Annotated in this window: 22 protein-coding genes; 3 read left to right on the top strand and 19 right to left on the bottom strand. The window is 57.9% G+C overall.

The genetic code is table 11. The features are described from left to right. Positions 1-16: 16 nt before the first annotated feature. Complete coding sequence (locus tag PD282_RS11675) at positions 17-508, top strand: DUF1643 domain-containing protein (protein ID WP_274650851.1); 492 nt, start codon at positions 17-19, stop codon at positions 506-508. Positions 509-644: 136 nt separating this feature from the next. Here the strand turns inward: PD282_RS11675 and PD282_RS11670 are convergent, their stop codons facing one another. From PD282_RS11670 to PD282_RS11620, 11 genes are all read right to left on the bottom strand, one after another. Continuing rightward, positions 645-1,607 carry an ABC transporter ATP-binding protein gene (locus PD282_RS11670; RefSeq protein WP_274650850.1) on the bottom strand — a complete coding sequence of 321 codons (963 nt, stop codon included), beginning with the start codon at positions 1,605-1,607 and terminating at the stop codon, positions 645-647. After that, on the bottom strand, positions 1,604-2,599 hold the full coding sequence (locus PD282_RS11665) for an ABC transporter ATP-binding protein (RefSeq protein WP_274650849.1): 996 nt from the start codon (positions 2,597-2,599) through the stop codon (positions 1,604-1,606). The genes PD282_RS11670 and PD282_RS11665 overlap by 4 nt, the downstream gene beginning before the upstream one ends. Positions 2,600-2,635: 36 nt before the next feature. Beyond that, a complete protein-coding gene (locus PD282_RS11660) occupies positions 2,636-3,517 on the bottom strand; it encodes an ABC transporter permease (protein ID WP_274650848.1) in 882 nt (293 codons plus the stop codon). Between the two features lies 1 nt (position 3,518). Then, positions 3,519-4,472, bottom strand: coding sequence for an ABC transporter permease (locus tag PD282_RS11655; protein ID WP_274650847.1), 954 nt, complete (start codon positions 4,470-4,472; stop codon positions 3,519-3,521). Between the two features lie 26 nt (positions 4,473-4,498). Next, a complete protein-coding gene (locus PD282_RS11650; protein WP_274650846.1) occupies positions 4,499-6,067 on the bottom strand; it encodes an ABC transporter substrate-binding protein in 1,569 nt (522 codons plus the stop codon). Further along, the gene (gene rbsK, locus PD282_RS11645) at positions 6,064-6,993 is read right to left on the bottom strand and encodes a ribokinase (protein ID WP_274650845.1); all 930 of its coding nucleotides are present in this window, start codon (positions 6,991-6,993) and stop codon (positions 6,064-6,066) included. Before rbsK ends, PD282_RS11650 begins: the two co-directional genes overlap by 4 nt. Next, the gene (locus PD282_RS11640; RefSeq protein WP_274650844.1) at positions 6,983-7,846 is read right to left on the bottom strand and encodes a BtpA family protein; all 864 of its coding nucleotides are present in this window, start codon (positions 7,844-7,846) and stop codon (positions 6,983-6,985) included. The genes rbsK and PD282_RS11640 overlap by 11 nt, the downstream gene beginning before the upstream one ends. Positions 7,847-7,914: 68 nt before the next feature. After that, entirely contained in the window at positions 7,915-8,652 is a 738-nt protein-coding gene (locus PD282_RS11635) for a GntR family transcriptional regulator (protein ID WP_274650843.1), read from the bottom strand. 252 nt (positions 8,653-8,904) lie between these two features. Next, positions 8,905-10,167, bottom strand: a complete 1,263-nt coding sequence (gene larA, locus PD282_RS11630) for a nickel-dependent lactate racemase (RefSeq protein WP_274650842.1) — start codon at positions 10,165-10,167, stop codon at positions 8,905-8,907. A gap of 158 nt (positions 10,168-10,325) precedes the next feature. Further along, positions 10,326-11,411, bottom strand: coding sequence for a 2-keto-3-deoxygluconate permease (locus PD282_RS11625; RefSeq protein WP_274650841.1), 1,086 nt, complete (start codon positions 11,409-11,411; stop codon positions 10,326-10,328). A 22-nt stretch (positions 11,412-11,433) separates the two neighbouring features. Then, positions 11,434-12,582 (bottom strand): glycerate kinase, encoded by a 1,149-nt coding sequence (locus PD282_RS11620; protein ID WP_274655175.1) that lies wholly within the window; start codon positions 12,580-12,582, stop codon positions 11,434-11,436. Positions 12,583-12,760: 178 nt separating this feature from the next. Between PD282_RS11620 and PD282_RS11615 the strand changes: the two genes are divergently transcribed. Beyond that, positions 12,761-13,879, top strand: a complete 1,119-nt coding sequence (locus tag PD282_RS11615; protein WP_338045249.1) for a CdaR family transcriptional regulator — start codon at positions 12,761-12,763, stop codon at positions 13,877-13,879. 49 nt (positions 13,880-13,928) lie between these two features. Here PD282_RS11615 and PD282_RS11610 read toward each other — a convergent pair whose 3' ends face one another. Further along, positions 13,929-14,687, bottom strand: coding sequence for an SDR family NAD(P)-dependent oxidoreductase (locus tag PD282_RS11610; protein WP_274650840.1), 759 nt, complete (start codon positions 14,685-14,687; stop codon positions 13,929-13,931). 227 nt (positions 14,688-14,914) lie between these two features. Between PD282_RS11610 and PD282_RS11605 the strand changes: the two genes are divergently transcribed. Next, positions 14,915-15,361, top strand: coding sequence for a LysM peptidoglycan-binding domain-containing protein (locus PD282_RS11605; RefSeq protein ID WP_274650839.1), 447 nt, complete (start codon positions 14,915-14,917; stop codon positions 15,359-15,361). Positions 15,362-15,486: 125 nt separating this feature from the next. Here the strand turns inward: PD282_RS11605 and PD282_RS11600 are convergent, their stop codons facing one another. The 7 genes from PD282_RS11600 to PD282_RS11570 all read right to left on the bottom strand — a co-directional run bounded on the left by PD282_RS11600 (position 15,487) and on the right by PD282_RS11570 (position 25,995). Then, on the bottom strand, positions 15,487-16,368 hold the full coding sequence (locus PD282_RS11600; protein WP_274650838.1) for a carbohydrate ABC transporter permease: 882 nt from the start codon (positions 16,366-16,368) through the stop codon (positions 15,487-15,489). Positions 16,369-16,387: 19 nt separating this feature from the next. Next, positions 16,388-17,338 carry an ABC transporter permease gene (locus PD282_RS11595; RefSeq protein WP_274650837.1) on the bottom strand — a complete coding sequence of 317 codons (951 nt, stop codon included), beginning with the start codon at positions 17,336-17,338 and terminating at the stop codon, positions 16,388-16,390. Between the two features lie 48 nt (positions 17,339-17,386). Further along, positions 17,387-20,068 (bottom strand): hypothetical protein, encoded by a 2,682-nt coding sequence (locus PD282_RS11590; protein WP_274650836.1) that lies wholly within the window; start codon positions 20,066-20,068, stop codon positions 17,387-17,389. Between the two features lie 25 nt (positions 20,069-20,093). Beyond that, the gene (locus PD282_RS11585) at positions 20,094-22,412 is read right to left on the bottom strand and encodes a helix-turn-helix domain-containing protein (RefSeq protein WP_274650835.1); all 2,319 of its coding nucleotides are present in this window, start codon (positions 22,410-22,412) and stop codon (positions 20,094-20,096) included. A gap of 26 nt (positions 22,413-22,438) precedes the next feature. Then, the gene (locus PD282_RS11580; RefSeq protein WP_274650834.1) at positions 22,439-24,016 is read right to left on the bottom strand and encodes a type 2 periplasmic-binding domain-containing protein; all 1,578 of its coding nucleotides are present in this window, start codon (positions 24,014-24,016) and stop codon (positions 22,439-22,441) included. A gap of 247 nt (positions 24,017-24,263) precedes the next feature. Further along, complete coding sequence (gene larE / locus PD282_RS11575; protein ID WP_274650833.1) at positions 24,264-25,073, bottom strand: ATP-dependent sacrificial sulfur transferase LarE; 810 nt, start codon at positions 25,071-25,073, stop codon at positions 24,264-24,266. A 43-nt stretch (positions 25,074-25,116) separates the two neighbouring features. Next, positions 25,117-25,995, bottom strand: a complete 879-nt coding sequence (locus tag PD282_RS11570) for an aldo/keto reductase (RefSeq protein ID WP_274650832.1) — start codon at positions 25,993-25,995, stop codon at positions 25,117-25,119. Positions 25,996-26,231: the final 236 nt, after the last annotated feature.

Raw genomic sequence — 26,231 nt, 5'->3', positions numbered from 1 at the left:
TAAAGGATGATGAACCATGCAAATCCCGGACGATCGAAGGGCCGGCGCGATCATCGATTCAAGCGGGCGATACCGGTACGCCTTATGGAGATGCTGGCAGGAGGATGCGCCAAAAGCCGCCTTCGTGATGCTGAATCCCAGCACGGCGGACGATCGCCGGAACGATCCGACAATCGCAAGGTGTATCGCCTTTGCGAAAGCATGGGGGTACGGTTCCTTGGAGGTTGTCAATCTATTCGCTTACCGGACCGCGCATCCGGATGAGCTGATGCATGCCGCCGATCCGGTCGGAAAACAAAACGATGCTTACATGCTTGCGGCCGTCAACAGGTCGGACTTGGTTTTATTGGCTTGGGGTACCCGAGGATCGTTCTGGGACCGGCATCAACGAGTGTTAAACCTGCTGTCCCGGTATGATCTGTACGCGCTGGGCTTGACAAAAGACGGGTTCCCCAGGCACCCGTTATACATACGGGCGGATTCCAAGCCGATTCGCTACCGTCCGTAACCGGAGCCGGCATGGAACCGCATTCAGGCTCCCCTTCCAGAAAACAGCCGTGAAAGCCGAGACGCAGCAGTTCCGGCACCTCCGAACCGGTCAATTCGCGGTGATGGTGCCGGCTGCCGCACGCTCATGTGTGACGCTAATAAAGATGACAGGCGGTCCAGTGCCCTTTGGCGATTTCCCGGAACGCCGGCGCTTCCGTCCGGCACCGGTCCATGCAGGACCGGCAGCGCGTATGGAACGCACAGCCCGAAGGCGGATTCGCCGGACTCGGCACATCTCCGGACAGCACGATCCGCTCGCGGGCGGCTTGACCTCCGGGCTGCGGCACGGCCGACAGCAGCGCCTGCGTATACGGGTGCAGGGGCTGCTCGAACAAGCCGCCGGAGGGCGCAAGCTCGACCATCCGTCCCAAATACATGACTCCGATCCGGTCGCTGATATACCGCACGACGGACAGATCGTGGGAAATGAACATGTACGTCAGCTTGAACTGCTCCTGCAAATCCTTCATCAAATTCAAAATTTGCGATTGAATCGAGACGTCGAGGGCGGAGACGGGCTCGTCGGCGACGATCAGCTTCGGTTTCGTGATCAGCGCCCGGGCGATTCCGATACGCTGGCGCTGGCCGCCGGAAAATTCGTGCGGATAACGGCGGTAATGCCGCTCGGTCAGACCGACGATCTCGAGCAGCTCCATGACGCTCCGCTTCCGCTCGCTTCCACCGGACAAGCCGTGAATCTTGAGCGGTTCTTCCAAAATGGCCCCGACGGTCATGCGCGGATTGAGCGAGGCGTACGGGTCCTGAAAGACGATCTGCATGTGGCGCCTCATTTTCCGCAGCTCGCCGGACTTCAGCGCCATCATATTCCGCCCTTGAAAGACAACCTCTCCGCCGGTCGGCTCGGTTAACCTAAGAACCGAGCGCCCTGTCGTCGATTTGCCGCAGCCCGATTCGCCGACGATGCCGAGCGTTTCGCCTTCCATCACATCGAACGTCACATTGTCGACCGCTTTCACGATTTGCTTCGGCTTGCCGATACCTTCGGACTGGACCGGAAAATATTTGCGGAGTCCCTTCACTTCCAGCAGCGGATTCATATCCCGTCAGTCTCCTTTACGGCGGATTGTTCGTGCAGCCAGCAGCGGCTTTTCCGTTTGTCGTCCAAGCGGAATAGAGGCGGCGCCTCCGCCAGACATTTCGGCTGCACCTCCGGACAGCGCGAGGCAAAACGGCAGCCCTGCCGTACCGAACCCGGCATCGGCACCTGGCCCGGAATCGAGTCCAGCCGCTTCTGTAACCTGTCGTACCGCGGAATCGACCGCATCAGCCCCCGCGTATACGGGTGGGAAGGGTTTTCGAAAAGCGCCGCCACTTCCGCTTCCTCGACGATTTGGCCGGCATACATGACGACGACGCGTTGGCACATTTCGTATACGACGCCTAAATCGTGCGTAATGAACAGGATCGAGGTGCCCTGCTCCCGCTGCAGCTCGCGCATCAGACCGAGAATTTGCGCCTGAATCGTCACGTCGAGCGCGGTTGTCGGCTCATCGGCAATGAGCAGACCCGGATTGCACGACATCGCCATCGCGATCATGACCCGCTGCCGCATGCCACCCGACAGCCGGTGCGGATATTCGCGCACAAGACGCTCCGCTCCGGGAATATGAACGCTGCGCATCATGTCGACCACGTGGCGCAGCGCTTCCTTTTTCGACAGCTTGCGGTGCAGCATGACCGCTTCGCTCAGCTGCGCGCCGATCGTATGCACGGGGTTCAGCGACGTCATCGGGTCCTGAAAAATCATGGCGATTTCGTTGCCCCGAATCGACCTCATTTCATCCTCCGAAAGCTTCAGCAAATCGGCGCCGTTATACCGGATCGAGCCCGCTGCGATGCGCGCGCCGGTTCGCGGGAGCAGCCGCATGACGGATAACGACGTGACGCTTTTGCCGCAGCCGGATTCGCCGACGACGCCGACGATCTCGCCTTTGCCGACCGACAAGTCGACGCCGTCGACCGCCGGAATCGTCCTTCGGCCGCTTCCGAACTCGGTCTTGAGACCGCTGATTTCCAGTAGCGTATCCATAGTTCATGCCTCTTTCCGCTATAAAATAACCGGGCATTATTTCTTCAGCTTCGGATCGAGCAGCTCCCGGATGCCGTCGCCGAGCAGGTTGAAGCTGAGCACGACGAGAAAGATCGCTAGCCCCGGCCAAACCGCCAGCAGCGGATCGTTGTTCAGGTAACCCTGCGCAATGTACAGCATCGAGCCCCAGCTTGGCTGCTCCGGGCTTGCGCCGAGACCGAGATACGACAGCCCCGCCTCCTGGATGATGGCCGAAGCCATGGCAAGCGTCATTTGAATCAGGATGGGCGACAGCGAGTTCCGCAGCACATGCAGGAACATGACGCGCGTGTGGCCGCCTCCGATCGCGCGCGCCGCCTGCACATACTCGAGCGACGAGACGGAAATGACCTGCGCGCGGGTAATCCGGATGAAAGCCGGGATAAAGCCGATTCCGATGGCTATCATCGCATTGTAAAACCCGCCGCCCAGCGCAGCCGCCATCGCCAGCGCCAGAATCAGGGACGGGAACGCCTGAATCGCGTCAACGGCGCGCATGACGATCCATTCGTCCCAGAATCCCCGGAAATAGCCGGTAATCAGCCCGATCGGGACGCCGATCACGACGGCGATGCCGACCGAAATGACCGCAGCGAGAATCGTCAGCCGGGCTCCGTACACCAGACGGGAAAACGTGTCCCGGCCGATATCGTCCGTCCCGAGAATATGGCTGTGGCTCGGATTTTGCAGCACGGCCGAATAGTCCTGATCGTTAATCGGGTCGTGCGTCGCAATAACAGGCGCGAAGATGGCGGTCAGCGCCAGCAGCACGATAATAACCGCGCCGACGACGGAAAGCTTGTTTCGGGCGAATGCCCGGAGGCGGATGAACCTTTCTTCGGACGGCTGCTCGGCAGACGTTTCAGCAAGCGTGTTCAAGCTACTTCGCCCCCCTTCCGGACTTCGTCCGCGGATCGATGACCGTATACAGCAGGTCAACCAGCAGATTGATGAAAATGACGAGCAGCGCCGATACGAGCACGGCTCCCTGCACCGTTACGTAGTCGCGTTTGAAGATGGAATCGACGATGAGCCGGCCGAAGCCCGGAATCGAAAAGATCGATTCCGTAATGACCAGGCCTCCGAGCAAACCGGCCACGATGAGCCCGCTCGTCGTCACGACCGGAACGAGCGCGTTTTTCAACGCGTGGCGCAGCACGACGGTCCGCTCCCGGAGTCCTTTCGAATAAGCGGTGCGAACATAGTCCGCGTTCATCACGTCGAGCAGACTGCTGCGCACCATCCGCATCAGAACCGCCGATTCCCGCAGCCCCGTCGACAGGATCGGCAGAATCATCGCCGACAAGTTCGTCACCGGATTTTGCGTGAACGGAACGTATCCGGAGGCCGGCAGCCACCCCAGCTTCATCGCAAAGAGCACGATGAACATCATGCCGAGCCAGAAATGCGGAATCGACATGCCGCAGAGCGCGAACAGCGAGCTGGAATAATCCGCTAACCGGCCGGGCCGGGCCGCCGCAATAATGCCGGCGGGCAGCGCGATTAGCACGACGACGATGAAGGTGCCGATCGTCAGCTCCAGCGTAGCGGGAAAGCTTTGCCGGATCAGCTCGATGACCGGAATATTGTTAACCAGGGAATGGCCCAGGTCTCCGTGGAGGACGCCGGTTAACCAATCCCAATATTGGAGGGCGATCGGTTTATTCAAGCCGAGCTGCTCGCGAAGCGCAGCCAGCATTTCCGGCGTGGCGTCCGGACCGAGAATGACCGATGCCGGATCGCCGGGGAGCAGGTGCAGCAGCGAGAATACCATGATCGTCACCATAAACACGACCGGAACGGTCAACAACAGACGTCTGAGAATATAGGCCATGAACAATTCCCCTCGTTAAAAGGTTATCATTTGCTGATATTGGCCGTGCGGATCATACCGTCGGGAATATAAGTGAAGCCTTGAACGGCTTTGGAAACGCCGATGGTGTTGTTGACGTGATACAGGTAAACGTTCGGAACGTCCTGCTGGACGATGGCCATCACCTGATCGTAAGTTGCCTTGCGCTTCGCATTGTCCGTTTCGGCGCGCGCTTCGTCGAGCAGCTTGTCGACCTCCGGGTTGCTGTAGCCGGAATAGTTCATAGTGCCCGTGCTGTACAACCAGTCGTAAATGCTTTGGTCCGGATCCTGGCGTCCGCTCCAATACGCAAGCACCGCATCGAAGTTTTTGCTTTTGGTTTGCTCGTCCAAGGCGGCGACCTCGACCTTCTCCAGCTTGACGTCGATGCCTGCCGGCTTCAGCATCGTCTGAATCATTTGCCCGGTTTGCTGGTCCGAGGGAAGAGTGCCGACCTTCAGCGTGAACGTATACGTTTTGCCGTTCAGCAGCTGCTTCGCTTTGGCCAGGTCCGGCTTCGCCGCGATGTCGCTGTCGCCGTGCGCGAAGACGTTCGGCGCGAACGGCGAATGCCCCGGCACGCCTGCGCCGTTCAGGGCGACCTTCACGATCGCGTCGCGGTCGATCAGCAAATCCACGGCCTGGCGCAGCGCCTTGTCGTTGAACGGAGGCTTCGCGGTGTTCAAGTAAATGGCTTCGAACGCGAGCGACGGCTCGTTAATTAACGTCACCTTCGGGTCGTTCTTGACGCTGTCGATTTCTTTGTAGGGGAATTTGTCGGTGATATCGACGTCGCCGCTTTTCAGGTTGACGAAAGCGACGTTCGTGTCCTGAATCGTCTTAAAGACAACCTGATCCATTTTTGGCAGACCGGCCTGCCAATAATTCGGATTTTTCTCCAGCGTGACCGACGAGCCGGCGACCGCTTCTTTAAACATGAACGGACCGGTGCCGACCGGATGATTATTGAAATCCGCTCCGTATTTCTTTACTGCCGCCGGAGACACCATCATGCCCGCTTTTTCGATCATCAGCGAAAGGAACGGCGCGAACGGCTGCTTCAGCTGCACTTTGACCGTGTACGGGTCGACGACGGTAACCGTATCGACCGATTTCAGCGCGTTTTTCTGCGCGGAGTCGTCCTCCATGTAGCGATCGAAATTAAATTTGACCGCATCGGCGTTGAAATCCGTTCCGTCATGAAATTTAACGCCTTTGCGCAGGTGGAACGTATACGTTTTCTTATCGTCCGAAATTTCCCACTTTTCCGCCAGCATCGGGATCAGGTTGCCGTCCTTATCAATGTCCAGCAGCTTGTCATACAGGCTTTGATACAAGTTCTTCTCAGCAATGGAAACGGAATATTTCGGATCCAGCTTGGTCGGATACAGGTACAGCGAAATATTGAGCGTACCTCCGGCAGCCGCCGGCGGAGTCGTTTCCGATCCGGATGACGAGGACGGCGGAGTCGACGAATCGCCGGCAGGCGTATTCGTTTTGGCTCCTCCGCTGCAGCCCGCCAGTAACAGCATGACCGCCAGCATGGCAATGAAACCGGAATTCAGCAACCTTTTCATTTTTCTTCCCTCCATTTGATATATTCCTCGTAGGTCGGGAGCGAGGTTTGCGCCCCCGTTTTGGTGACGGACAGCGCCGCGACCTCCGCCGCCATCCGAACCGCTTCTGCCAACTTCTCGCCCTTGCTCAGAAAATGAGCCGCCGCCGCAACAAAGCAATCACCTGCGGCCGTCGTATCGACCGCCTTGACCTTCCGCGAGGGAGCGTAGACGAACAACGCATTGTCCTTCACGACGGCCCCCGCCTCGCCAAGCGTGATCACGACCTGCCGCACTCCTCGCTCGACCAGCATTTGCGCCGCCGTATGCGCCGTCTCCACCGAGTGGACCGTCATCCCGGTAAGCTGGGAGGACTCGGTTTCGTTCACGATCAGAATATCGACCATCGACAGCGACTCCGGATCAAGCGCAACGACAGGCGCCAAATTGAGAATCAGCTTCACGCCGGCCTGCCGGACCGTTCGAATCAGGTGACGGGCAACCTCCAAATCCATTTCGATTTGCAGGATGACATATTTCGCCTGCCGGATCTTCGCTTCCGCCCGATCGATATCTTCCTTCGTCCACCTGGCGCTGGCTCCCGGATACGTCACGACGGTGTTGCGGCCGTCCCGGTCCACTTGGATCATCGAAATGCCCGTTTTCCAGCCCGGCGTATAATGCACGAAATCGTGATTTACGCCTTCCGCTTCCATTTGCGCTTTCAGCTGCCGGCCGGTTTCGTCTTCGCCGACGCGGCCGACCAGGGAAACCCTGGAGCCGAGCCGGGCGGCGGCAACCGCCTGATTGGCCGCTTTGCCGCCGGGAAACTGGCCGAAGTCGCTCGTCGTCACCGTCTCGCCAATATCGGGAAAACGATCCACGAAACAGACATAATCCATGTCGATCGTTCCGAAGACGACGATGTCGGACGGATCAGCCTTCAACCGGGACACCTTCCTTCGCGCGCAGCTCGGTTACGACTCGCATAAACGCCTTGACGCGGTCCGGATCGACCGGATTCCACCATTTCCCGTCGAATTTGAGGGAGCTGCCGACAATGCAGCCGTTGCACAGCGACAAAATTTTCTCCGCGTTGTCCACGCTCATGCCGCTGCCGACAATGACCGGCAAAACCGTATTCGACTTGATACCGAGCACTTCATCGGTCGGCGTTTCGTCGCCCGTGCGATTCCCCGTCGCAATCAGCACATCCGCGTCAAAAAAGATGACATCTCGTGTCTGCTCGGCCAGGGTGCGGTCGGCGACAATCGAATGGCTTCCGTGCTTGACGTGCACGTCGGCGAAGATTTTAATATCGTCGCCTTTGATTTGGGAACGGAAGCGCATCGCTTTCGCCGAAGGCCCTTCGATGAACCCTTCGTTGGCCACGTAGGCGTTCACCCATTGATTGACGCGGACAAAAGGCAGATCGGCCGCCTTCGCGACGGCAAGCGCGGGAATGGCGCCGTTGGCAAGGCAGTTGATGCCGATCGGCAGCTTCGTTTCCTGCTTGATGCGGACGGCCAGCGCCGCAAATGCAGCTGCCGTATCCACCCCGATGTCCTCCGGCTTGGAGAACGGAATGTCCCACGAATTTTCCAGCACAAGCCCGTCGACCTTGCAATCCTCGTACACCTTGACGTCGTTCATGGCGAAATCAAAGATCGCGTCCAGGTTCCCTCCGGGGAAGTGAGGCGCTCCCGGCAGCGCTTTCAAGTGAATCATACCGATGACGGCCTTATCCGTTTTAAAGATATCGACGATTGCGTTGCTTTTCTCCGGAAATACTCCCGACAAATGAATCTCCTCCAGTTTGAATCGTGGTTTTAGTTGTTCCGGCTGACCCGGCTTTTCTCCAAATCGCGTTACGGCTTCAAATTCAGCTTGGCGGTATACTTGTACTTATCTCCTCGAAAGATCATCTCTGCATATTCGTATGTCCTCCCATCCTTTAGTTTGGTCAGCCTGGTGAGGTGCATCACAGGCGCGCCGGCCGGAATCCGGAGCAGCGAGGCCTGCAGATCGTCCGCCAATTTCGCTTCGACGGTTTCCTCCGCTTCCAGCAGCTCGACGCCTTCCGCTTCAAGCGAGGCATACAGCGACTGCCTCGAGAAGTCGTATTTGTTCAAGTCGATGCCGGGCGTAATCGAAATATTGAGGAACGCCTTCTGCAGGCCGACCGGCTGCCCGTCGACAAGCCGGATCCGCTCCAGCTTCATCACCTCGACATTCGGGGAAAGGTCGAATTTCCGGCGGATCCTCTCGCTCGCGATCATTTTGGAGCAGTCGAGCACCAGCGATTCGACGGCGTGATGGCCGCCCATTTCGTAGGTGAAGCCGGTCAGCTCGGGCCGGATATTGGCCAGCTTCGGCTCGGCGACGAAGGTGCCTTTCCCTTGAATGCGCGTCAGCAGCCCGCTGACAACAAGGTCGCTGATCGCTTGCCGCACCGTAATGCGGCTGATGTCGAACTGCTTCTGCAGACTGTCTTCCGTCGGAATCTTTTCCCCGGGAAGCCACTCGCCGTTCTCGATTTTTTCGGTAATGACCTCTTTCAGCTGTAAATATAATGGAATGCGGTTTAGCCGGTTTAGCTCTGCCATTCGAATCGCCTTCTTTCCGGTTGGGAAATTTTATGTCATTTACATGTCACATGTGTGCTCTTTGTCAGGAAATGATGATTTATGGGTATATAAATGGAATGGACACGTCATAATTCGTAACATTATGTCGTTATAATGAATTTTAAGTCAGCGGTCTTTTTTTTGTCAATGTCTTTTTTTTCAAAAAATTAAAAAACCTCCAACCGAAGTTGGAGGCTGCAGATCAATGTGCATCAAATCGTACCGTTTTGTTTATTCTTCCACATAAGGAATGGTCAGCGGTCCCTGCGGCAGCACGGCTACCGTCATCGACTCGCCGTATTTCGCTTTTAGCTTGCCGAGCGTATCTTCGATGTCCGTCGTCGGGCGAAACATCGCCTTTTCGACGACGTCGTCGCTTAAGGAGGAGTATACATACACGTCGGCCCATACCTGGATCACGGCCTGCTTCTGCACCTGCCATTGATCGAGCATCCGGAAGCTGCCGCTGCCGATCAGATCCAGAATCTCCTGCGGCGTTTTTCGCATTTGCAAAATTTCCGCATAATTCCCGTGATTGGGCAGTCCGTCCGAGCATTCGGCGGCGCTGATAATCGTTCCGCCCTTTTTGACGATTTTATGGGCGGCGCTCATCCCTTTCACGGCCTGGTATAAATTTTGGTCGAGCGGATAGCCGGAATTGGACGTGATGACGACGTCGAACCGATCGTCGCATCGAATCATCGCATGCGCTTTCGCGAAAGCGCAGCCCTGCTCGTGCGCTTCGAACAGCTCGCCCGCAAACACCTGCGTAATCTCCTTACGACCGTTCAAGGTGACGTTGAGCATAAAATCGGGCTTGCACATCCGGTTGATCTCGCGGGTCATATGCTGGAGCGGATTATCATCCATATTCCCCCATGTGGCGAGCGGATCCCCGATCATCCGGGCGTTGTGGAAGGTCATGATCGTTTCGATACCGGCGATCCCGGGCATGATTCCTTTCGGCCCCCCGGAAAAGCCGGCGAAAAAATGAGGTTCGATAAACCCGGTCACGATGCGGAAATCGGCCTCCACATATTCCTTGTTCAGGTAAACGTCGCAGCCGAAGCTGCACGGCCCCAAATTGACGAGCGAGTCCTTATCGTTACAATGATTGTTCACGATCCGGATACGGTCGACGACTTGTTCCCCGAGCATTTGGACGAATTCTTCCCTCGTCTGGTCGCGGTGCGTGCCGGTCCCGTTCACGATGACGAAATTTTCCGGCGGAATATGATTCAGTTCGTCCAATATCCAGGGAACCAGCTTGTGATTGGGCGTCGGTCTCGTAATATCGCTGATCACGATCGCGACCTTGTCCGCCGGTTTCACCATGTCGCGCAGCGCGGGCGAGCCGATCGGGCTCTGAAGCGCTTTCTTAACCGCCTGCTCTTCATCCGGCAAGCCCGGAAGATCCTTGGGCTCGACGATCACGGCGTTGTCCGGCACTTCTACGGTCAGTCCCTGCTTGCCGTACAATAGGGTTGTTTTCATCACATTACCTCACGATTATAAAGAATTGCATTTGTTTTTCTGCACGATATTGAAGGATTACATTTGATTTTCTGCCCGATTATGAAGCATTATGAATGTTCTTTGTTAGAACAATGAAGCGCTGCGAATATTGTTTGCATCATTAAGAAGGATTATGCTTATTTCCCGCCGGCTTCCGCCTTCGTGTCGATTCCTCTCCCTTTCAAGTACCGTGCGGCCAAAATGACGGCAACCGGGCACAAAACGGCCGTCGTCAGCGTCGAAATCGAGATCTGCGCAGTTGCGATATTGACGACATCCTGATAAGCCTGAGCATCGGCGGCCGACATCATCCCCGAGCCGGCCGCAACGGAAGCGGCCGCGGCAATCGCTGCGGGAGTCCCGGCGGCATTCCCGGCCGTAGACGCTTCCGCTACAGGAGCGATAAAGCTTTTCTCGCGAAACACCTTGAATACCAGAATCCCGATTCCGCCGGTCAATATGGTTGTCAGCAGGCCGAGCGTTACGCCCGCACCGACGACCTGCGGGTTGAAGAAATTGGCCAGGTTCATCCCCGCCCCCAGCGCAAACGCAAAGAACGGGACGGGAAGAATTTCGCCGGGCCGCAAAAATTCGCGGATGTCCGGATCCAGATTTCCGAGCAGCATCCCGATCCCGATCGGCAGCAAAACGGCAATAAACGCGATGATCGGGAAGTTTTGTCCCAGCATGCCGAGCGCCATCAGCGTGAAGAACGGCCCGTCATTGAGAGAAAGGACGGATACGGCGCCGACGTCCGAGCGGTTCCCGTATTGTCCGGTCAAGGCCGCGTACATGCCGCCGTTGCCGTTGGTCATCGCCGCGATGATCGCCATGGATGAAAGCCCGAGCAGCCCGTGCATCGGATCGGAAAATTTGGCGAACAGCACCCCGACGCCAAGTCCGACCAGATACTTGCTTGCGGTCAGCAAAACGCCCTTTTTCAAGGCGATGCCGCCGACCCGCAAATTCATCTGGCTGCCGGCGCAGAATAAGAACAGCGCGATAAGCGTCAAGCTCCCGGTCTTGAACAGCGATTCCGCGAAGCCGCCGATTTTCATAAATTCGTAGACGCCATCGCTGGCGGGCGCAACGCCAAGCGACTTCAGGAAACGCATGACGACCGGGATATGCATCTGGTCGATCGTATTCATCAAAGCGCCCAGCATAAGCGGGACGACCATCAGACCGCCCGGAACCTTTTCAATGGTTTGTTTAATTTTCATGTTGTCATTTCCTCCCCTGATGTTAGAACTCCGATTGTTGGTTGGTGTACAAGAAGGTCCGAACGATTTGCTCCGCCCGCTGCGACAGCAGCTCCGGCGTTTTCTCCATCGCTTCCTGAAGCGTCATGGGGGCGTTGACGATGCTGTGCACGCTCAGGATGCCGAATTCATAAAGCGATTCGATGCCCGGACCGATCGAACCGGCAATGACGATCGCCGGAATGCCGAGCTTCTTCGCTTCCTGCGCAACGCCCATGGGCGTTTTGCCCGAAGCCGTCTGGAAATCGACCCGGCCCTCCCCGGTGAAGACGAGATCCGCCTCTTGCAAATGCTCCCGCAGCTTCGTATGCTCGATCACAATATCGATGCCCCGTCTCATCTGCGCCGGGAAAAACGCCTGGAACGCGCCGCCAAGGCCTCCCGCCGCACCCGCGCCGGGCCGGTCATGAAGCCGAAGCCCGGTCTTCGCCTGGACGACGTCCGCGAAACGGGACATGGCATGGTCGAGAATCCCGATCATGTCCGGCGTTGCGCCCTTCTGAGGGCCGAATACATAGGAGGCTCCGCTCGGCCCGACCAGCGGATTTTGCACGTCCGAGGCAATCACGAACGCCGACTCCGCAATCCGGCGGTCCCACTGCGAATCGTCGATGGCCGCGATGCGGCCAAGTTCCTGCCCGCCGAATCCGACCGGCATCCCCGAGGCGTCGAGCAGGCGCATCCCGAGCGCCTGCAGCATCCCGATACCGCCGTCGTTTGTGGCGCTGCCTCCGATAGCCAGAATAAAGCTCCGGCAGCCGTCGTCCAGCGCCTTTCGAATGAGCTCTCCCGTACCGTAGGTCGTGGCGGCCATCGGATTTTTCCGGTCGTCTTCAATCAGACAAAGCCCGGAAGCACTCGCCATTTCAATGACGGCCGTGTTCCCGTCGCCGAGCACGCCGTATTCGGCTTTGACCGGATCGCCCAACGGCCCGGTGACGGTGACTTCCGCTTTTCTGCCGCCGGTAGCGGCAATCAGGGCGTCCAGCGTGCCTTCGCCGCCGTCGGCAACCGGAACCCGCACCGTGCGGGCATCGGGAAGAGCCCTTTTCACCCCTCTCTCCATGTACAAGGCCGCCTCCATGGCGGAAACGCTTCCTTTAAACGAATCGGGTGCAATTACAATCTTAATCTCAATCAACGCCTTTCATCACGCAAACGCTTACAAATTAAACACAGATCTATTATAAAGAGTAACCGTGCATTCGTCATCGTGCATAGAAAACAAATTTGCTAAATAATAAAACGATTTCTTTGTGTATAATACATATATCAGGACGAACATTAAACCAGTTCAGGGGGGATGACCCATATTAAGCCGTGAAATTGCCGACATGATCGTAAAGGAAACGATGCACCGTCTGAACCGGAATATAAATATTATGGACGAATCCGGAATCATTATTGCATCCGGCGATGCCGCGCGGCTCGATCAGGTGCATGAAGGCGCGCTGGAGGTGCTTCGGCTGGGCAAGCCGCTCATGATTGACGAAGCCAATCAAAGACGGTGGAAAGGAGCGCAAACGGGGATAAATCTGCCGATCGAGCTTCAGGGCCAAATTGTCGGCGTCATCGGGATTACGGGGGAGCCCCAGGAAGTTCGGGAATTCGGCGGCCTTGTGAAAATGACGACGGAGCTGATGCTAAGACAGACCCTGTTCATGCAGCAGTCGGAATGGAAGCGGCAGACGATGGAAACCATCATTGAGGAGCTGATTCGAGGGGAACCGAACAATCAGCTGATTGACGAAAGGCTGGATATGCTGAACGTCCGATTGCGGCCGCCTTTCGACGTTTGTCTCGTTGACATTCAGGATCGGACCTTTCAAAGTCAAACGCTGATGCGGCAAATCGAGGACACCATCGGTCAAACGATTGCCGGATTTATCAGCGTCAACCGCTTGTTTATCCTGTTTTCCGGCTTGGACGGCGCGAAGCGGGAGCTGAAGCTGCGATTGCTCCGGGAAACGTTTCAGCGGTGGGGTTTCCCGTTCCGAATCGGCCTGACCGAGCCGGTGTACGATCGGAATAAAGTTACCGGTGCATACCGGGAAGCGGAGCTTGCCCTGCTGATCGGCGAACCCGACCGGGTAATCAACACGTACTCCGACATCGAATCGAAAGCACTGATTTACCAGATGAGCGCCCATGCAAGGGAACGATTCGCAGGCCGGGTTTTTCCGGAAAGCGTCCATAAATTCGCCGAATCGCTGCAGGCGTTCTTCGACAGCAACCAGAACATTACGGAAGCCGCTAAAGCGCTGTATATTCACCGCAACACGCTCATTTACCGGTTACGAAAAATCAAACGCGAAACCGGGTACGATCCCCAATTGTTCCAGGAAGCCGTCCCCCTGCAAATGGCGCTTTGGATGCTTCAGGCGGAAGTACGCCGCGTTCGTCCGGCATCCGGACCGCATACGAAATAAGCCCGCTCGGGTTGCGATGCGGGCCTGGACAAAACGGCGGCAGACAAGCCTAATCCATCAGCTGGCCGCCGTTCACTTCGATGATTTCGCCCGTCAAATAGCTGGCGTAATCGGAGGCGAGGAACAGCGCGGCGCCAACCGACTCCTCCGGCGTGCCTTCGCGTCCCATCGGAATCGTCGTGAGCGCCTTGCTGCGGATTTCCGGCGGGGAGTACCGGTCGTGGAAAGGCGTCGCGATCACGCCGGGCGCGATCCCGTTGACCGTGATGCCGTATTCGACCAAATCTTTCGCCATCCCCCGGGTCAGCGTGCTGACGCCGCCTTTGGATGCGGCGTAGGCCAGCGAACCGAAGCCGCCGCCGTTGCGCGCGGCGACGGACGTGACGTTGATGATGCGGCCTTTCCCGGCTTGCCGAAGCAGCGGCAGCGCCTCTTTCGTCACCAGGTAAACCGACTTCAGGTTCACGTTCATAACCTCATCCCACAGCTCTTCCTCCAGATCGGCCAGCCGCGCCCGTTTGATCAGGGCTCCGGCATTGTTCATCAGCACATCGATCCGGTCGAAGCGGGTGCCGATTTCCCGGACCATCCGCTTCACTTCGGCAGCGCTGCCGACGTCTCCCATGACGAGCATTGCGTTCCGGCCGAGCTTCCGGATTTCCGCCGCGACTTCCTCGGCCTGCTGCACGCTCCGGTTGCCGTGCACGATCACGTCGGCGCCATGCCGGGCGAATTCGATCGCCGCCGCCCTCCCGATGCCCGTGCTGCTGCCGGTCACCCAGACGATTTTATTGGCAAAGGTATACATGAAGGCTCACTCCTCTCTTAATTGAAAACGCTGTCTAAAAACCCGAATTGGAGAAAATTATACTCCCGGAGCGGGCGGAGGTCAATGAAATCCGGTAAAACCGGAAAGGTTGTCCATTCAAGCACGAAAAAATCGTCAACTTTTGTTCATCCGAACCGTCACGCTTTGACCGCAATGCAATACTTTGTATAGAGGCATTTGACTATTTTTCAAACGGAGGTTGTGTAATGGAGCGCGGATTTTTTCCAGGCGGCGGTTTTGGCGGCGGATTTGGACGCCCGTTCTTTCGCCCGTTTCCCCATCCCTTTTTTCCCCGTCGTTTCTTGTTCCCGTTTTTCTTCTTTTCGCCGTTTTTCTTCCCTTTCTTCCGGGACGGAAAATCGGACGATATGCTGTTTGCCCAGCACCAGGCTCAGCCCGGCGAAACCTTAGCCTCGGTCGGCCACAAATACAATATCCCCCATCCCATTCTGGAGGAAGCCAATCCGCATATCGCCGATCCGAACCGGCTGAGAGCGGGGGAAATGGTGTCCATTCCCCGTATTTCCCACATGCTCTGCCAAAAGACGTATTCGGAGATGCCAATGCCGCAAGGACAGGGGCAAATGATGCCTCAAGGACAGCAAATGATGCCGCATGGGCAGCAGATGATGCAGCAGGGACCATGGCAATAAGCGAACACGCGAGTTCATAGCGGAAACGGAAAGCCTTCAAAATTGCGAGCCGGCTCGCGATTTTGAAGGCTTTTTCAATAAGCGGTTCGCTGCTTGTTACCGCATGTTCCGCGGCGCACGAAGCGCTAACCTTTGACCGATCCCAGCATGACGCCTTTGGCGAAATGCTTCTGCAGAAAAGGGTACACGACGAGAATCGGCGCCATGGACAGCACGATGGCCGCCATGCGGATCGTTTCCTGCGGCAGCACGCGGTCGTCGCCGCCCGCTCCGGCCTGGCCGACGCCGTTGGAGTCGGAGTCGATGACGAGCGACTTGATCAGCACCTGGAGCGTCCATTTGCGCGAATCGGACAAATAAATGAGCGCGTTGAAGTACGTGTTCCAATGGCTGACGGCGAAAAAAAGCGTAAACGCGGCGATTGCCGGCATCGACAGCGGGATGACCATCCGGAAGAAGACGCCGAAGTCCGAGCAGCCGTCGATTCGGGCGGAATCCTCCAGCTCGGCGGGGAGCGATTCCAGGAAGCCTTTGATGACGATCAGGCTCCATGCGCTCGTCAGCGTCGGCCATATCAGCGCCCAATACGAATTGAGCAGGTGCATCTCCTTCACCAGCAGATAGCTCGGCAAAATGCCGGCGTTAAACACGAGGGTGAAGATGACCGCCCCCATCAAAATCGACCGGCCGGGCACCTCTTTCTTGGTCAGCACGTACGCGAAGGTGAACGAGACGGCCAGATTGAGCGCGGTCCCGATGACGGTAATGAACACCGTGCTCTTCAGCGCGTTCAGAAAGCTGTTCGTCGATAAAATATACCGGTACGCGCTCAGCGACCACTGATCCGGAAACAAATAAAACTTCAGCGGGACATACACTTTCGGGTCGGTGAACGAAACGCTGAACACGTAAATGAACGGGAAAATGCAAACGAGCGAGATGACCGTCAAAATCGTGTAATTGACGTAATCGAATGCCGTTAATTTTTTGGTGGCGACAAAGCTCACAGCGGCCTCCCTCCCTCTACTAGTAAATGCCCTCGTGGCCCATTTTCTTCACCGCATAGTTGGAAGCCAGCACCAGCACGAGGCCGACGACGCCTTTAAACATGCCGACCGTTACGCCTGTGCTGATCTCGCCCTGCAGGATGCCGATCGTATACGCATACGTATCGAACACTTGGCCGACCGACGTGACGAGCGGATTGAGCATGAGCAGAACCTGCTCGAAGCCGACGTCCGCCATCTGGCCGAGCCGCAGAATGAGCAGAATAAGAATCGTCGGGCGGATCGCCGGCAGCGTAATATGCCAAATTTGCCGCCAGCGGCTGGCACCGTCCACAACCGCCGCCTCGTAGCGCGTCGGGTCGATGCCCGCCATCGCCGCGAGGAAAATGATCGTGCCCCAGCCTGCCTCCTTCCACATCGTTTGCAGCGTGATGAGCCCCCAGAAGTAATTCGGATTGGAAAGGAACGCGATCGGCTCATGCCCCGTTCCGGCGATGATCTTATTCACGATGCCGACGTCTGTCGACAGAATGAAGAACGTCAGGCTGGCCACGACGACCCAGGACAGAAAATGCGGCAGGTACACGACCGACTGGTTAAACCGTTTAAACACCTCGTGCCGGATTTCGTTCAGCATGAGCGACAGCACGATCGGAACCGGGAACATAAAGACCAGGCCGATGATGTTAATTGCAAAGGTGTTGCGCAGCATCAGATAAAAATTGTGGTCGGTGAACAGCTCGCGAAAGTGCTTAAGCCCGACCCAATCGCTTCCGAAAATGCCCGCATACGGGTTGTATTCCTGAAACGCGAGCGCAAGCCCCCACATCGGCAGAAACTTGAAAACGATAAAATAAACGATGCCCGGCGCGGCAAGCGCGTATAGCGCTTTGTACCGGACGATCCGCCTCCAGAGGCCTCCCCGCGTTCCCGTTTGAACGTTCTCCGCCGTTCCGGCCGTCGCCTGCATAGACGGTCACCTCCTATAAAGTAATCGGCAACAGATTCGATTGTCCGGTTAAACCTGACGAAGCACATAATACGGCTGACCCGACAGCGTATCGTCAAACCCGGGAGCCAGCCAGGCGCGCCCCGAAGCGTCCTTGAGCTCGAAGAAATATACGAGCGGATAGGGTGCGCCGGTGTATTCGGCCGGGATTTCGGCGGCGAACGCCGCCCCTTGCCGCTCCATTTCCGCCTGTCTCCAAGCCTCCGACTGCTCCGCATGCCGGTAATGAAGGAGCACCCGCAGACCGCCGGCGTCCCCATCGGGCGCAGCGCTCAGGCGTACCGGCTCTCCGCGGCGGAACGACACCGGCGGCGTGTGGACGATCTCCGGCCTGGCGGCGTCCGGGCTGCCGGCTTTCATAACCGCCGCCGCCGTTACGGGCACCCCGGCAGCGGTACTTCCTGTTCCCGCCTGCACTGAAGCCGCCTCCTGTACCTGCGGCGTTAAGACACGGTCCGCGGCCTCGAGCACCCGCTCCATCGCGGCGATATCTTCTTCGATTGCAGCCGTGCGGTCGCTCCAATGCCCCCGCATATAAGGCACGTAGCCGAACGTAATATTTTCCCGGTAGACGTCCACGGTCATGGCGACGATTCGTTTCCAGTGCCCGAGCGCGGAGCGGTATTCGCTTCGCGCCTCTTCCAGCAGCTCCCTGCCGCCCGTCCGTTCGAACAGCGCGTACAGGATGCCGGCTCGCAGCTTATGCGCGAAGAAACGGCCCAGTCCCGACTGCACGGCCGCATCGACGGACCAGCGGCGGTAGACGGCGGATTCGCGGTCCCGCACCAGCGCTTCCGCGTCGGCCAGGCCGCGTTCGGCCTCGGCCGCCAGCTCATCAAGCCGATCCGCGACCCAGGCCGGCGAATATTTGCCGCTGAGATCGCCTTTCAACAGGTCGTCCGCAAAGTCGTCGATCCGGTAAAACAGTGCGGGATCGAGCGGACTGACGGCGCCGAACGTCTTCGGCTCCAGGGTATCGAAATCGTAGCCCGTCTTTTTTCCGGTTTTGACGATCGGCATATTCGCGTACATCTCCGGCCAGAACGCATTGTTGGCCGCAGACGGAAGATGCGCCGCCGTCAGCAGCGGCAAAATCCGGCTGGCATGGGCCAGCGCCCGCTCGCACGCCTCCGCGCCGCCGCCGAATTCGGCCCGCAAATACCGACGCCACGATTCGGGGTCGGCGTCCGGGTTATACAGCAGCCGTCCCCATAACCGGTAGCTGTACCCGTATTTCCTCCACTCCTGCCCGCCGAGCCGCAGCGCGGGATCCTTGTATGGGTCGCGGCCGCCTTCCGTGCCGGAGCCTTTGCGTCCCTTGAACGTAAGCGGCTCGCACAGCTCCACGCCGAGCGCGCCGCCGAAGGTGCCGGCCCGCCCGTAGCCCGCCGCCATCGCCGGGTCTCCCCACAGCAGCACCCGCTGCGTGCCGGGCCAGATCCGGTACAGGACGCCGTATTTCCGGTCTTCGCGCAGGAAATCGGCGTAGCCGTACCGGGTGAAGCGGCGGTACGTTGCGGTGATGGACATCATATCCGGCCGGTCCGTCCGCTCGGTAGGGAGCTCAAGCGGCCGGATGGCGGCCTGATGATAAGGCGGTCCCATATGCTCCGCCCAAAATTTGGGCGAAACGATGACGGGCAGTCCGGCCTCGATCGCCATATTCAGCCGGTCCCAGTCGACGCCTTTGGCGTGCAGATCCACTTCCACCCGGCGTCCGCATTCGGCGATGCCCGCAAACACCTCCTGCCAGAACGGTTCTGCCGGTTCGGGGATGCCGCCCTCGTAATGCGTCCGGATCGTGACGCCGTCGATGTCCGGGCAGGCCTGCAGCAGCGTCCGGACCGCGTCCCGGCAGTACCGCGCATGCGTCTCCTCCTTGATGCCCTCGATCGGGTAACGGACATGCGGGCTTTCGCTCGGATCGTAGCCGTGATTCCACAGCCCGAGCTGGAAGTGAATGCCTCTGCGTTTCGCTTCCCGGGCAATATGCCGCAGCATCGCGAGATTTCGTTCCGTCTCGCCCGGCTCAAGCCCCTTCGCCCGCACCTCATAGTCCGGAAGCGTGAGCAGGAACGGATAGGCAAAACAGAAATAGTTGTCCTGCACGCCCGGGTCATGCCCGTAATCGTAGCCCATCCCGAGGGCAAGGTGCAGCCGGTTGAAGCGATGCGCCGCCAGCTCGGTCAAATAATCGTCCCAGAACTGCTCGTCGTAAAACCACGGCTTGTCTTCGACGTCGCTGACGAACAGGCGGTTTATGCTGCGCACGGGCGATGACGGCTTTTCCTCCAGCCATCCGATCCGGGACAGCTCCTCCAGCGGATCGTCCGCGAGGCGAATCCGGTCCGCCAGCTCCAGCACCGCATAAACAAGCCCGCGCGCATCCCGCGCCGCCGCCTGCACGATTTGGCGCTCGCCCGCCGCATACCGGTGCAGGCAAAACGATTCCGCCTCCCGCGGAATCCGTTCCTCCGTCATCCCGCCGGCGATATGCGCCGATTCTGGTCCGGCGATGACGAGCGTCAGCCGCTCGGCCTCGCTGCCGTCCGGCGACTCCGACTCGCGGACGGCGATGCCACGCTCCGCGCAGACCGCCGCGAGCCGGCTTGCCGCCCAGCCTGCCGGTTCGCTGCCGGCGACGGCGTCCGAGCTCCGTCTTACGATGATTGCGTCTAGCCGTTTATTCATGAAACCATCCCTTTCCAAATAGCCGTTATCGCTGCCTCAGCCTGAACAGGCTCGGCGACATATGAAAATACCGCTGAAAAATCCGGTTTAGGTTTCGCTCCGAATAGCCGATCGCGTTCGCGATTTCGCTGACGCTGCGGTCGGTTTCCGTCAGCAGCCTTCGCGCCTCGCTCACCTTGCATTCCACGACGAACTCGAGGTAATTGACGCCCATTTCTTTTTTGAACAGCCGGCTCAAGTGTGAAGGGCTCATGCCCACCAGCTCCGCGCACTGCACCAGCGACAGGTCGCTGCCGCAATTTTCCCTGATATGCCGGCATACCTTCTGCACCGCCGACTGCTCCGATTCGCTGCGGTGTCTGTCCGTCATCCACAGATAAAGCGGAAAAAGGGTTTCCGCGAACCAGTCGTAAATTTCTTCGAACGTCTGCTTCGTTTGAAGCTGGCCGTACAGGTTATGCCCCAATATATCGAGCACGCTGACCTCCTGCATTTCCAGGCTTCTCATAATGGCCGACAGCAGCATATAGTAGCTTTGATGCAGGAAGCTGCACGATGAGCTGCTCAGGTGCTGGGCGAACGCATTCAGACTGGCTGCCGCCTCCTGCGGTTCTCCCCGTTCCAATGCGGCGATCATAGCCGCCTCCTGCCCTCTGGGGTAGCGGAACATCGCGTGTTTCTTTTCCATTTCCAGGTCCTCAATATACAATACCGGATTCATATCCTTGAAGATTCGGTATTGCAGGGCCGTCTCCGCCTCCTTGTACGATACCGGAACATCGTCGATATGCAGGTACAGCCGGCCGATTCCGGCCGACACGTCCATCCGTAGGTAGCTGCCGAGCGATTCGCATACGGAGCGGGCGTATTTCAGTGTGCGCCGCAGCATAACCGCTTGATCCTTGACGTTCAAAAATTGCAGCAGCGCCACGCCCCTGCGCTTGAACGGGAACACGTATCCGCGGATATCCTCTTCCTCCCGCAGCAGCTCCTCCATGACATTGGAAATGGCGAACGCAATGACGCCCTGCTCCTCCGGATGGAACCGTTTATCCTTCCCGATATTGTCGGTATCCACGATGACGACGACGCTCGCCGCCTGTACCGAGATGCCGTACTGCTCGCAGTCCCTCAGCAGCGGCTCCTTGCGCACGTAATCGCCGGTTACAAGCTGCCGCAGGCAGAGCTCCCGCAGCGTCGGCTGAATGTGGGCCATGTAGCCGTACAGCTTCTCGGTCTCCGTGTTCAGAAAGTCGAGACATTCCTTCAAATAATCGAATTCGTTTTCCTTCGACTGCAGCTGGCGGGCGCTGAGCGACTTGCTGTGGCGGATCAGCTGCTCGATCGGGTTGTACGCCCTCCGCGAATTGAAATAGGTGATCGCCGCGCCGAACGCAAGAAATATAAACAGCACCAGCAGCGTGACGCCCCGGATCCAGTTCAGCTGGCCGGCCATGGCGCTGTTGGGCACCACATTGACGTAAGTGCGGCCGTATACGGTTTTCAAATACATGTACGTCGCCGGCTTTCCGTCGATCCCCTCGGCCGTAAAACGGTCCTCGTTCTTATCGGTCTTCAGGATCGTCTCGATCCCCGGCAGCCGGTTTAACGCCGAATGGACATCGAGGATTTTATCCGCCTGCTTGTCAAGACCGACGTAATTGATAAAAAACAAGCTTTGGCGGCCGGGCAAAATGTACGTGTCGGACTCCAGAAATTTGCTGATCGCGGACGTTTCGACCTGGAACACAAGCGCCCCTTGCGGCCGGCCGCCGGCCGGCGCCGGAAGCAGGCGGGCGAACGTCAAATCGCCGTCGCGCTGCGCTTCCGGCAAGTAGGCCCACTCTGAGGGCTCGCTTCCGGCAATCGTCCGGTCGATGTCGTCCCGGTACCGGTAGGCGTCTTTGGCGATGACGCCGTACCGGTTGGACAGCACCGCATGGTCGACGGTGTTGTAGTAATAAATTTCATCGATGAAGCCGTCGGTGTTTTTCACCACTTCGATCTGGTCCAATATTTTCTGATGCCAGAACAGATTGCCGGCAAGCTCCGGCTTCGTAAAAATGCCCGTCAGGAGCGGGTCAACGGCCAAATGGTGGGATTCCTGTTCGATGTCCTGCAGCATGCGCTCCGCCCGGTCGCGCATGATGATAAGGGACGACTGGCTGCCGGTCAGCATCTGCTCTTTGACCCGGTGCATGGAGAACTGATAGTAGACCGCACTGGCCAATATGACCGGAATGCAAAAGGAGATGCAGCCGAGTCCGATCAGTCTGGAAAAATACGATCCATGTCCCCGTTTGCGACCCGGACCTCCGTTACCTGGAATGTTCCAATTTGCCATAAACCTCCCCCGGTTCGCCGCGGCATTTATTGTTGTCCGAAATACACCTTGTAGCTCTGGGCGAATTCCTGATACGCCTTTTTGAAATCGGGATTGTTGTTCAGCTTATCCACATAGCTCTTATAATCGTCCATCGAAATCTGCCCCACGATCGCCTTGGTGACCATAGCCTCCCAGTCGTTCTCGTATTTCGGCCAGGTCGTGCTCCACGTATTCGAGCTGATGATGGCGAACGGATTGAGCGTGCCGACCTTGCCGTAAACCGCCACATCCTTCAGCTTGGCGTCGTTGTACGCCTTCGGCGCCGCGGGATTGACGACCTTCATCTCGTTGTTGAAAGCGAGCGAGAACACCTGCTGCGCATTCGTCGTCACCTGCTTCACGCCGAGGTCGGTCAGCTGCGGCTGGCCGTCCACCACCGTATGATGCACGCCCTCGATGCCGTAATAGTTAAAATCCGTATACTCTTTCGTCGTCGTTTTCTCGAAATAATCGAGAATTTGCTTTACCTTCTCCTCGGGAACCTTCTTCGAAATATAGAAGGCGCCGAAGGTCGGGCTGGCCAGGCTGACCGATACGCCGCCCGGTCCCTGCATCGGCGGAAGCGTAATAATCTGCGCGCCCGGCTGCGTTTTCTTGTTTTCCTGCTCCCACGTGTAGTCGCGCCAAATGTTGCGCACGTACGACGCCGCGTGCCCGGTCGAGAACAGCTCCTCGGCCTGCGTCTTCTTGATCGCCGAGAATTCCTTGGCGAGAATGCCGTCCGCATACTGCTTCCGGAACCATTCCACCATGCTCGTATAATTCGGCGTCAGCCTGCTGTTGATCATGCCGCCGTCTTTGTCGTAAACCGGCTTCAGCCCGCCGAATGCGCTAAGGAACGTGTCGTCGCCGTCGGCCAATAGGAAGCCGCCGCCGATAATGCCGATCGTGTCCTTCTTGCCGTTGCCGTCCGGGTCGCCGTTCACGATCGTTTTCAGATCGGCGGCATATTCGTCGAGCGTCTTCGGAATCGGCAGCTTGAATTTGTCCAGCCAGTCCTTGCGGATTTTGATCCCCAGGTCGATTTGCGGCCGGTTGCGCGGCAGCCCGTAAATTTTTCCGTCCAGCTTCATATAATTCCACACGTTCGGACCGCTGTTGTTTTTCATGTTGGGATACTTGCTGAAGTCCCCGAGGAACGGGGTAAGGTCCCAAAATGCGCCCTGGTTGATCGCATTGATCAGCGTCGGCCGGGTCAGGCTGGTCGAGACGATAATTTCCGGCAAATTGCCGGATGCAAGCACCAGGTCGAATTTCGTGTCGTAGTCGCCGGACGGGACCCATTCGACATCCAGCTTCGTGTTCGTCCGTTTCTGCCATTCCGTCCAATACTCGTCGTTCATGTTGGGCGCATCGGCGTAGGATGGAACGAGAAACTGCAGATTCAGCGGTTTGCCCGAATCGGCGCTCGCATTCCCCTGTGTTCCGGCGTTCGTTCCGGAATTGCCCGGCGCGGGCGCTCCGCCGTTTGCCGGCTGGCCGCCGCCTCCGCTGCAAGCGGCGGTCATGCCGAGCAGGACCACCATTGCCGTGAGCATACTGAAACGCTTTCGGATGGACATCTGAGTAACCACTCCCCGTTTGAATAAGGTAACGCCCCCAGTTACAATTGAAACGCGATCATTTTGGCAGCGCTTTCATACTTATCTTAACGTCTTATTCAAAAGCGTGTAAGTGACAATTCTTGCTTTATGGCGCCGTTTCGGCTCCCAGATCAATTTTTGTCCGGCCGCGCATCGTTTGTCTCCAAGCCGGAAAATAAGAAAAGCTCCCGTTCCCGGCGGGGAACGAGAGTTTGTCGGAAATCGGTCAGGCCTCCGCCGTCAGGAGCCGGTTCATGCTGCCGCTGCGGTAACCGAGCAAATCGAGCGTGACGTATTTATAGCCGTACGACTGCAGTGCCTCTCCGATTTTGCCGTAGTTGTCGAGAATCAGCTGCATCTGCTCCGGCACCACTTCGATCCGGGCCATCTCGCCGTGCGTCCGGACCCGAACCTGCCGCACGCCGAGCGACTTGATGAACGCCTCCGATTTGTCGATCTTGGTCAGCTTGGCCTGCGTAATGATTTCGCCGTAAGCAATGCGGGAGGATAAGCAGGCGAACGAAGGCTTATCCCAAGTCGGCAGCTCCAGCTTGCGCGACAGGGTGCGGATCTCTTCCTTGGTCAAGCCCGCTTCGGCGAGCGGGCCGCGAACGCCCATCTCCTTCGCCGCCTGCATGCCGGGCCGGTGCTCGTTCATATCGTCGGCGATCAGCCCGTAGACGACGTTTTTATAGCCTTTCTCGTTCATGATCGGAATCAAATGCTCAAACAGGCTCTGTTTGCAAAAATAGCAGCGGTTGGAGGTGTTCTCGCTGTAGCCGGGGATCGAAAGCTCCGACGTTTCGATGACCTGGTGCGGAGACCCGATCAGCTCCGCCAGCCGGATCGCCTCCCGCAGCTCCTCCGACGGATACGTTTCCGAATCGGCCGTAACCGCGAGTACGTGCTCGGGACCAAGCTCGTCCATGGCGGCCTTAAGCAAAAACGTGCTGTCCACCCCTCCGGAAAAAGCGACGACGACACGCTCCATCTCCCGCAGTATTTTGTTCAGCGCTTCCCTTTTCTCCTGAAGCATGTTTACTCCTTTCGGGGCATTCGCCCGCCATGTCCGTCCGGACTCACGCGATCGAAGTCGGCGAGCCGAAGATCGATGTATAGCCGGCAATGGAATTCAGAACCCGCGAAGCCTCTTCGTCCGTCATCGAGCCGAAACGCTCGACGGCGTCGACGATTTTCGGGAACAGGTGAATGTCGCCGGCGCTGGCGAAGCCAGCAAGCCCGGGGAACGACAGGACGAAATGGACGCAGGCATCGATGATTTCCTGCTGGTCGAACGGCTCGTACCAGGTGGCGTACCGCCTGTCCTCGCCTTCGCGCCATGGTGCCTTCGCAATCGCTTTGATGACCCGCACGGCGACATTTTGCCTGCCCGCTTCTTCCATCAGCGCGTCGAATGCGGCGCGGTATTCCGGCAAACCGTACATATAATAGTTGAGCGGAAGCAGGACCGTTGCAAACGGATAGCGGCGAAGCGCTTCCAAATGCGTGGCCGGCGCGTCGTGCCCGTGACCGGTAATGCCGATCGCTTTGACGATCCCTTCTTCCTTCGCCTCGATGGCCGCCTCCAGCGCGCCGCCTGCGGCCGTACACTTGTCCAGCTCCTCGATCGTGCCGACGGCGTGCAGCTGGAGCAAGTCGACATTGTCGACCTTCATCCGCTCGAGCGAGCGGTAAATCTCTTCCTTCGCTTCCTTCTTCGTACGCTGCCCGGTCTTGGTGGCCAGGAAAATATCCCCTCGAACCTTGCTGATGATCGGTCCCATCCGGACTTCAGCGTTGCCGTAGCTCGCGGCTGTATCGAAATGGTTGATTCCATGCTGAAGAGCGTATTGGATCGATTCGTCCGCTTCCTCCTGCGTAACGCCGCCGAGACTGGCCGCGCCGAACATGACGACGGAGCCCTCGTAACCCAAACGGCCGATTTGACGCTTTAACATATCAACAGCACCTCCGTTGCAATAATGACCTAACCGTATACCATCTTTTATCATAAACCATTTCTTCGGATTATGTAAGTTATTCGCCGGAGTTTTCGGTCTGGACATCGGCTTGGGGTCGGGCGTATAATTGCTCATTAAGGAGAATGCCTGCAGGCGTGTTCCCCCGAAAAAACAATATCGAGTTCTATTTCGATATTTCTATAAATACAGAATTTCAAAAAGAGACAACTATT

The sequence above is a fragment of the Paenibacillus humicola genome, from assembly GCF_028826105.1.
GTDB classification, from domain to species: domain Bacteria; phylum Bacillota; class Bacilli; order Paenibacillales; family Paenibacillaceae; genus Paenibacillus_Z; species Paenibacillus_Z humicola.
This window is presented reverse-complemented; position numbering and strand designations above follow the sequence as displayed.

Bases quoted from the DNA above. Each gene is read 5' to 3' on its own strand.
- PD282_RS11675 (WP_274650851.1), top strand. From the start codon at position 17: ATGCAAATCCCGGACGATCGAAGGGCCGGCGCGATCATCGATTCAAGC.
- PD282_RS11670 (WP_274650850.1), bottom strand. From the start codon at position 1,607: ATGAATCCGCTGCTGGAAGTGAAGGGACTCCGCAAATATTTTCCGGTC.
- PD282_RS11665 (WP_274650849.1), bottom strand. From the start codon at position 2,599: ATGGATACGCTACTGGAAATCAGCGGTCTCAAGACCGAGTTCGGAAGC.
- PD282_RS11655 (WP_274650847.1), bottom strand. From the start codon at position 4,472: ATGGCCTATATTCTCAGACGTCTGTTGTTGACCGTTCCGGTCGTGTTT.
- PD282_RS11650 (WP_274650846.1), bottom strand. From the start codon at position 6,067: ATGAAAAGGTTGCTGAATTCCGGTTTCATTGCCATGCTGGCGGTCATG.
- PD282_RS11635 (WP_274650843.1), bottom strand. From the start codon at position 8,652: ATGGCAGAGCTAAACCGGCTAAACCGCATTCCATTATATTTACAGCTG.
- larA (WP_274650842.1), bottom strand. From the start codon at position 10,167: ATGAAAACAACCCTATTGTACGGCAAGCAGGGACTGACCGTAGAAGTG.
- PD282_RS11625 (WP_274650841.1), bottom strand. From the start codon at position 11,411: ATGAAAATTAAACAAACCATTGAAAAGGTTCCGGGCGGTCTGATGGTC.
- PD282_RS11610 (WP_274650840.1), bottom strand. From the start codon at position 14,687: ATGTATACCTTTGCCAATAAAATCGTCTGGGTGACCGGCAGCAGCACG.
- PD282_RS11605 (WP_274650839.1), top strand. From the start codon at position 14,915: ATGGAGCGCGGATTTTTTCCAGGCGGCGGTTTTGGCGGCGGATTTGGA.
- PD282_RS11595 (WP_274650837.1), bottom strand. From the start codon at position 17,338: ATGCAGGCGACGGCCGGAACGGCGGAGAACGTTCAAACGGGAACGCGG.
- PD282_RS11590 (WP_274650836.1), bottom strand. From the start codon at position 20,068: ATGAATAAACGGCTAGACGCAATCATCGTAAGACGGAGCTCGGACGCC.
- PD282_RS11585 (WP_274650835.1), bottom strand. From the start codon at position 22,412: ATGGCAAATTGGAACATTCCAGGTAACGGAGGTCCGGGTCGCAAACGG.
- PD282_RS11580 (WP_274650834.1), bottom strand. From the start codon at position 24,016: ATGTCCATCCGAAAGCGTTTCAGTATGCTCACGGCAATGGTGGTCCTG.
- larE (WP_274650833.1), bottom strand. From the start codon at position 25,073: ATGCTTCAGGAGAAAAGGGAAGCGCTGAACAAAATACTGCGGGAGATG.
- PD282_RS11570 (WP_274650832.1), bottom strand. From the start codon at position 25,995: ATGTTAAAGCGTCAAATCGGCCGTTTGGGTTACGAGGGCTCCGTCGTC.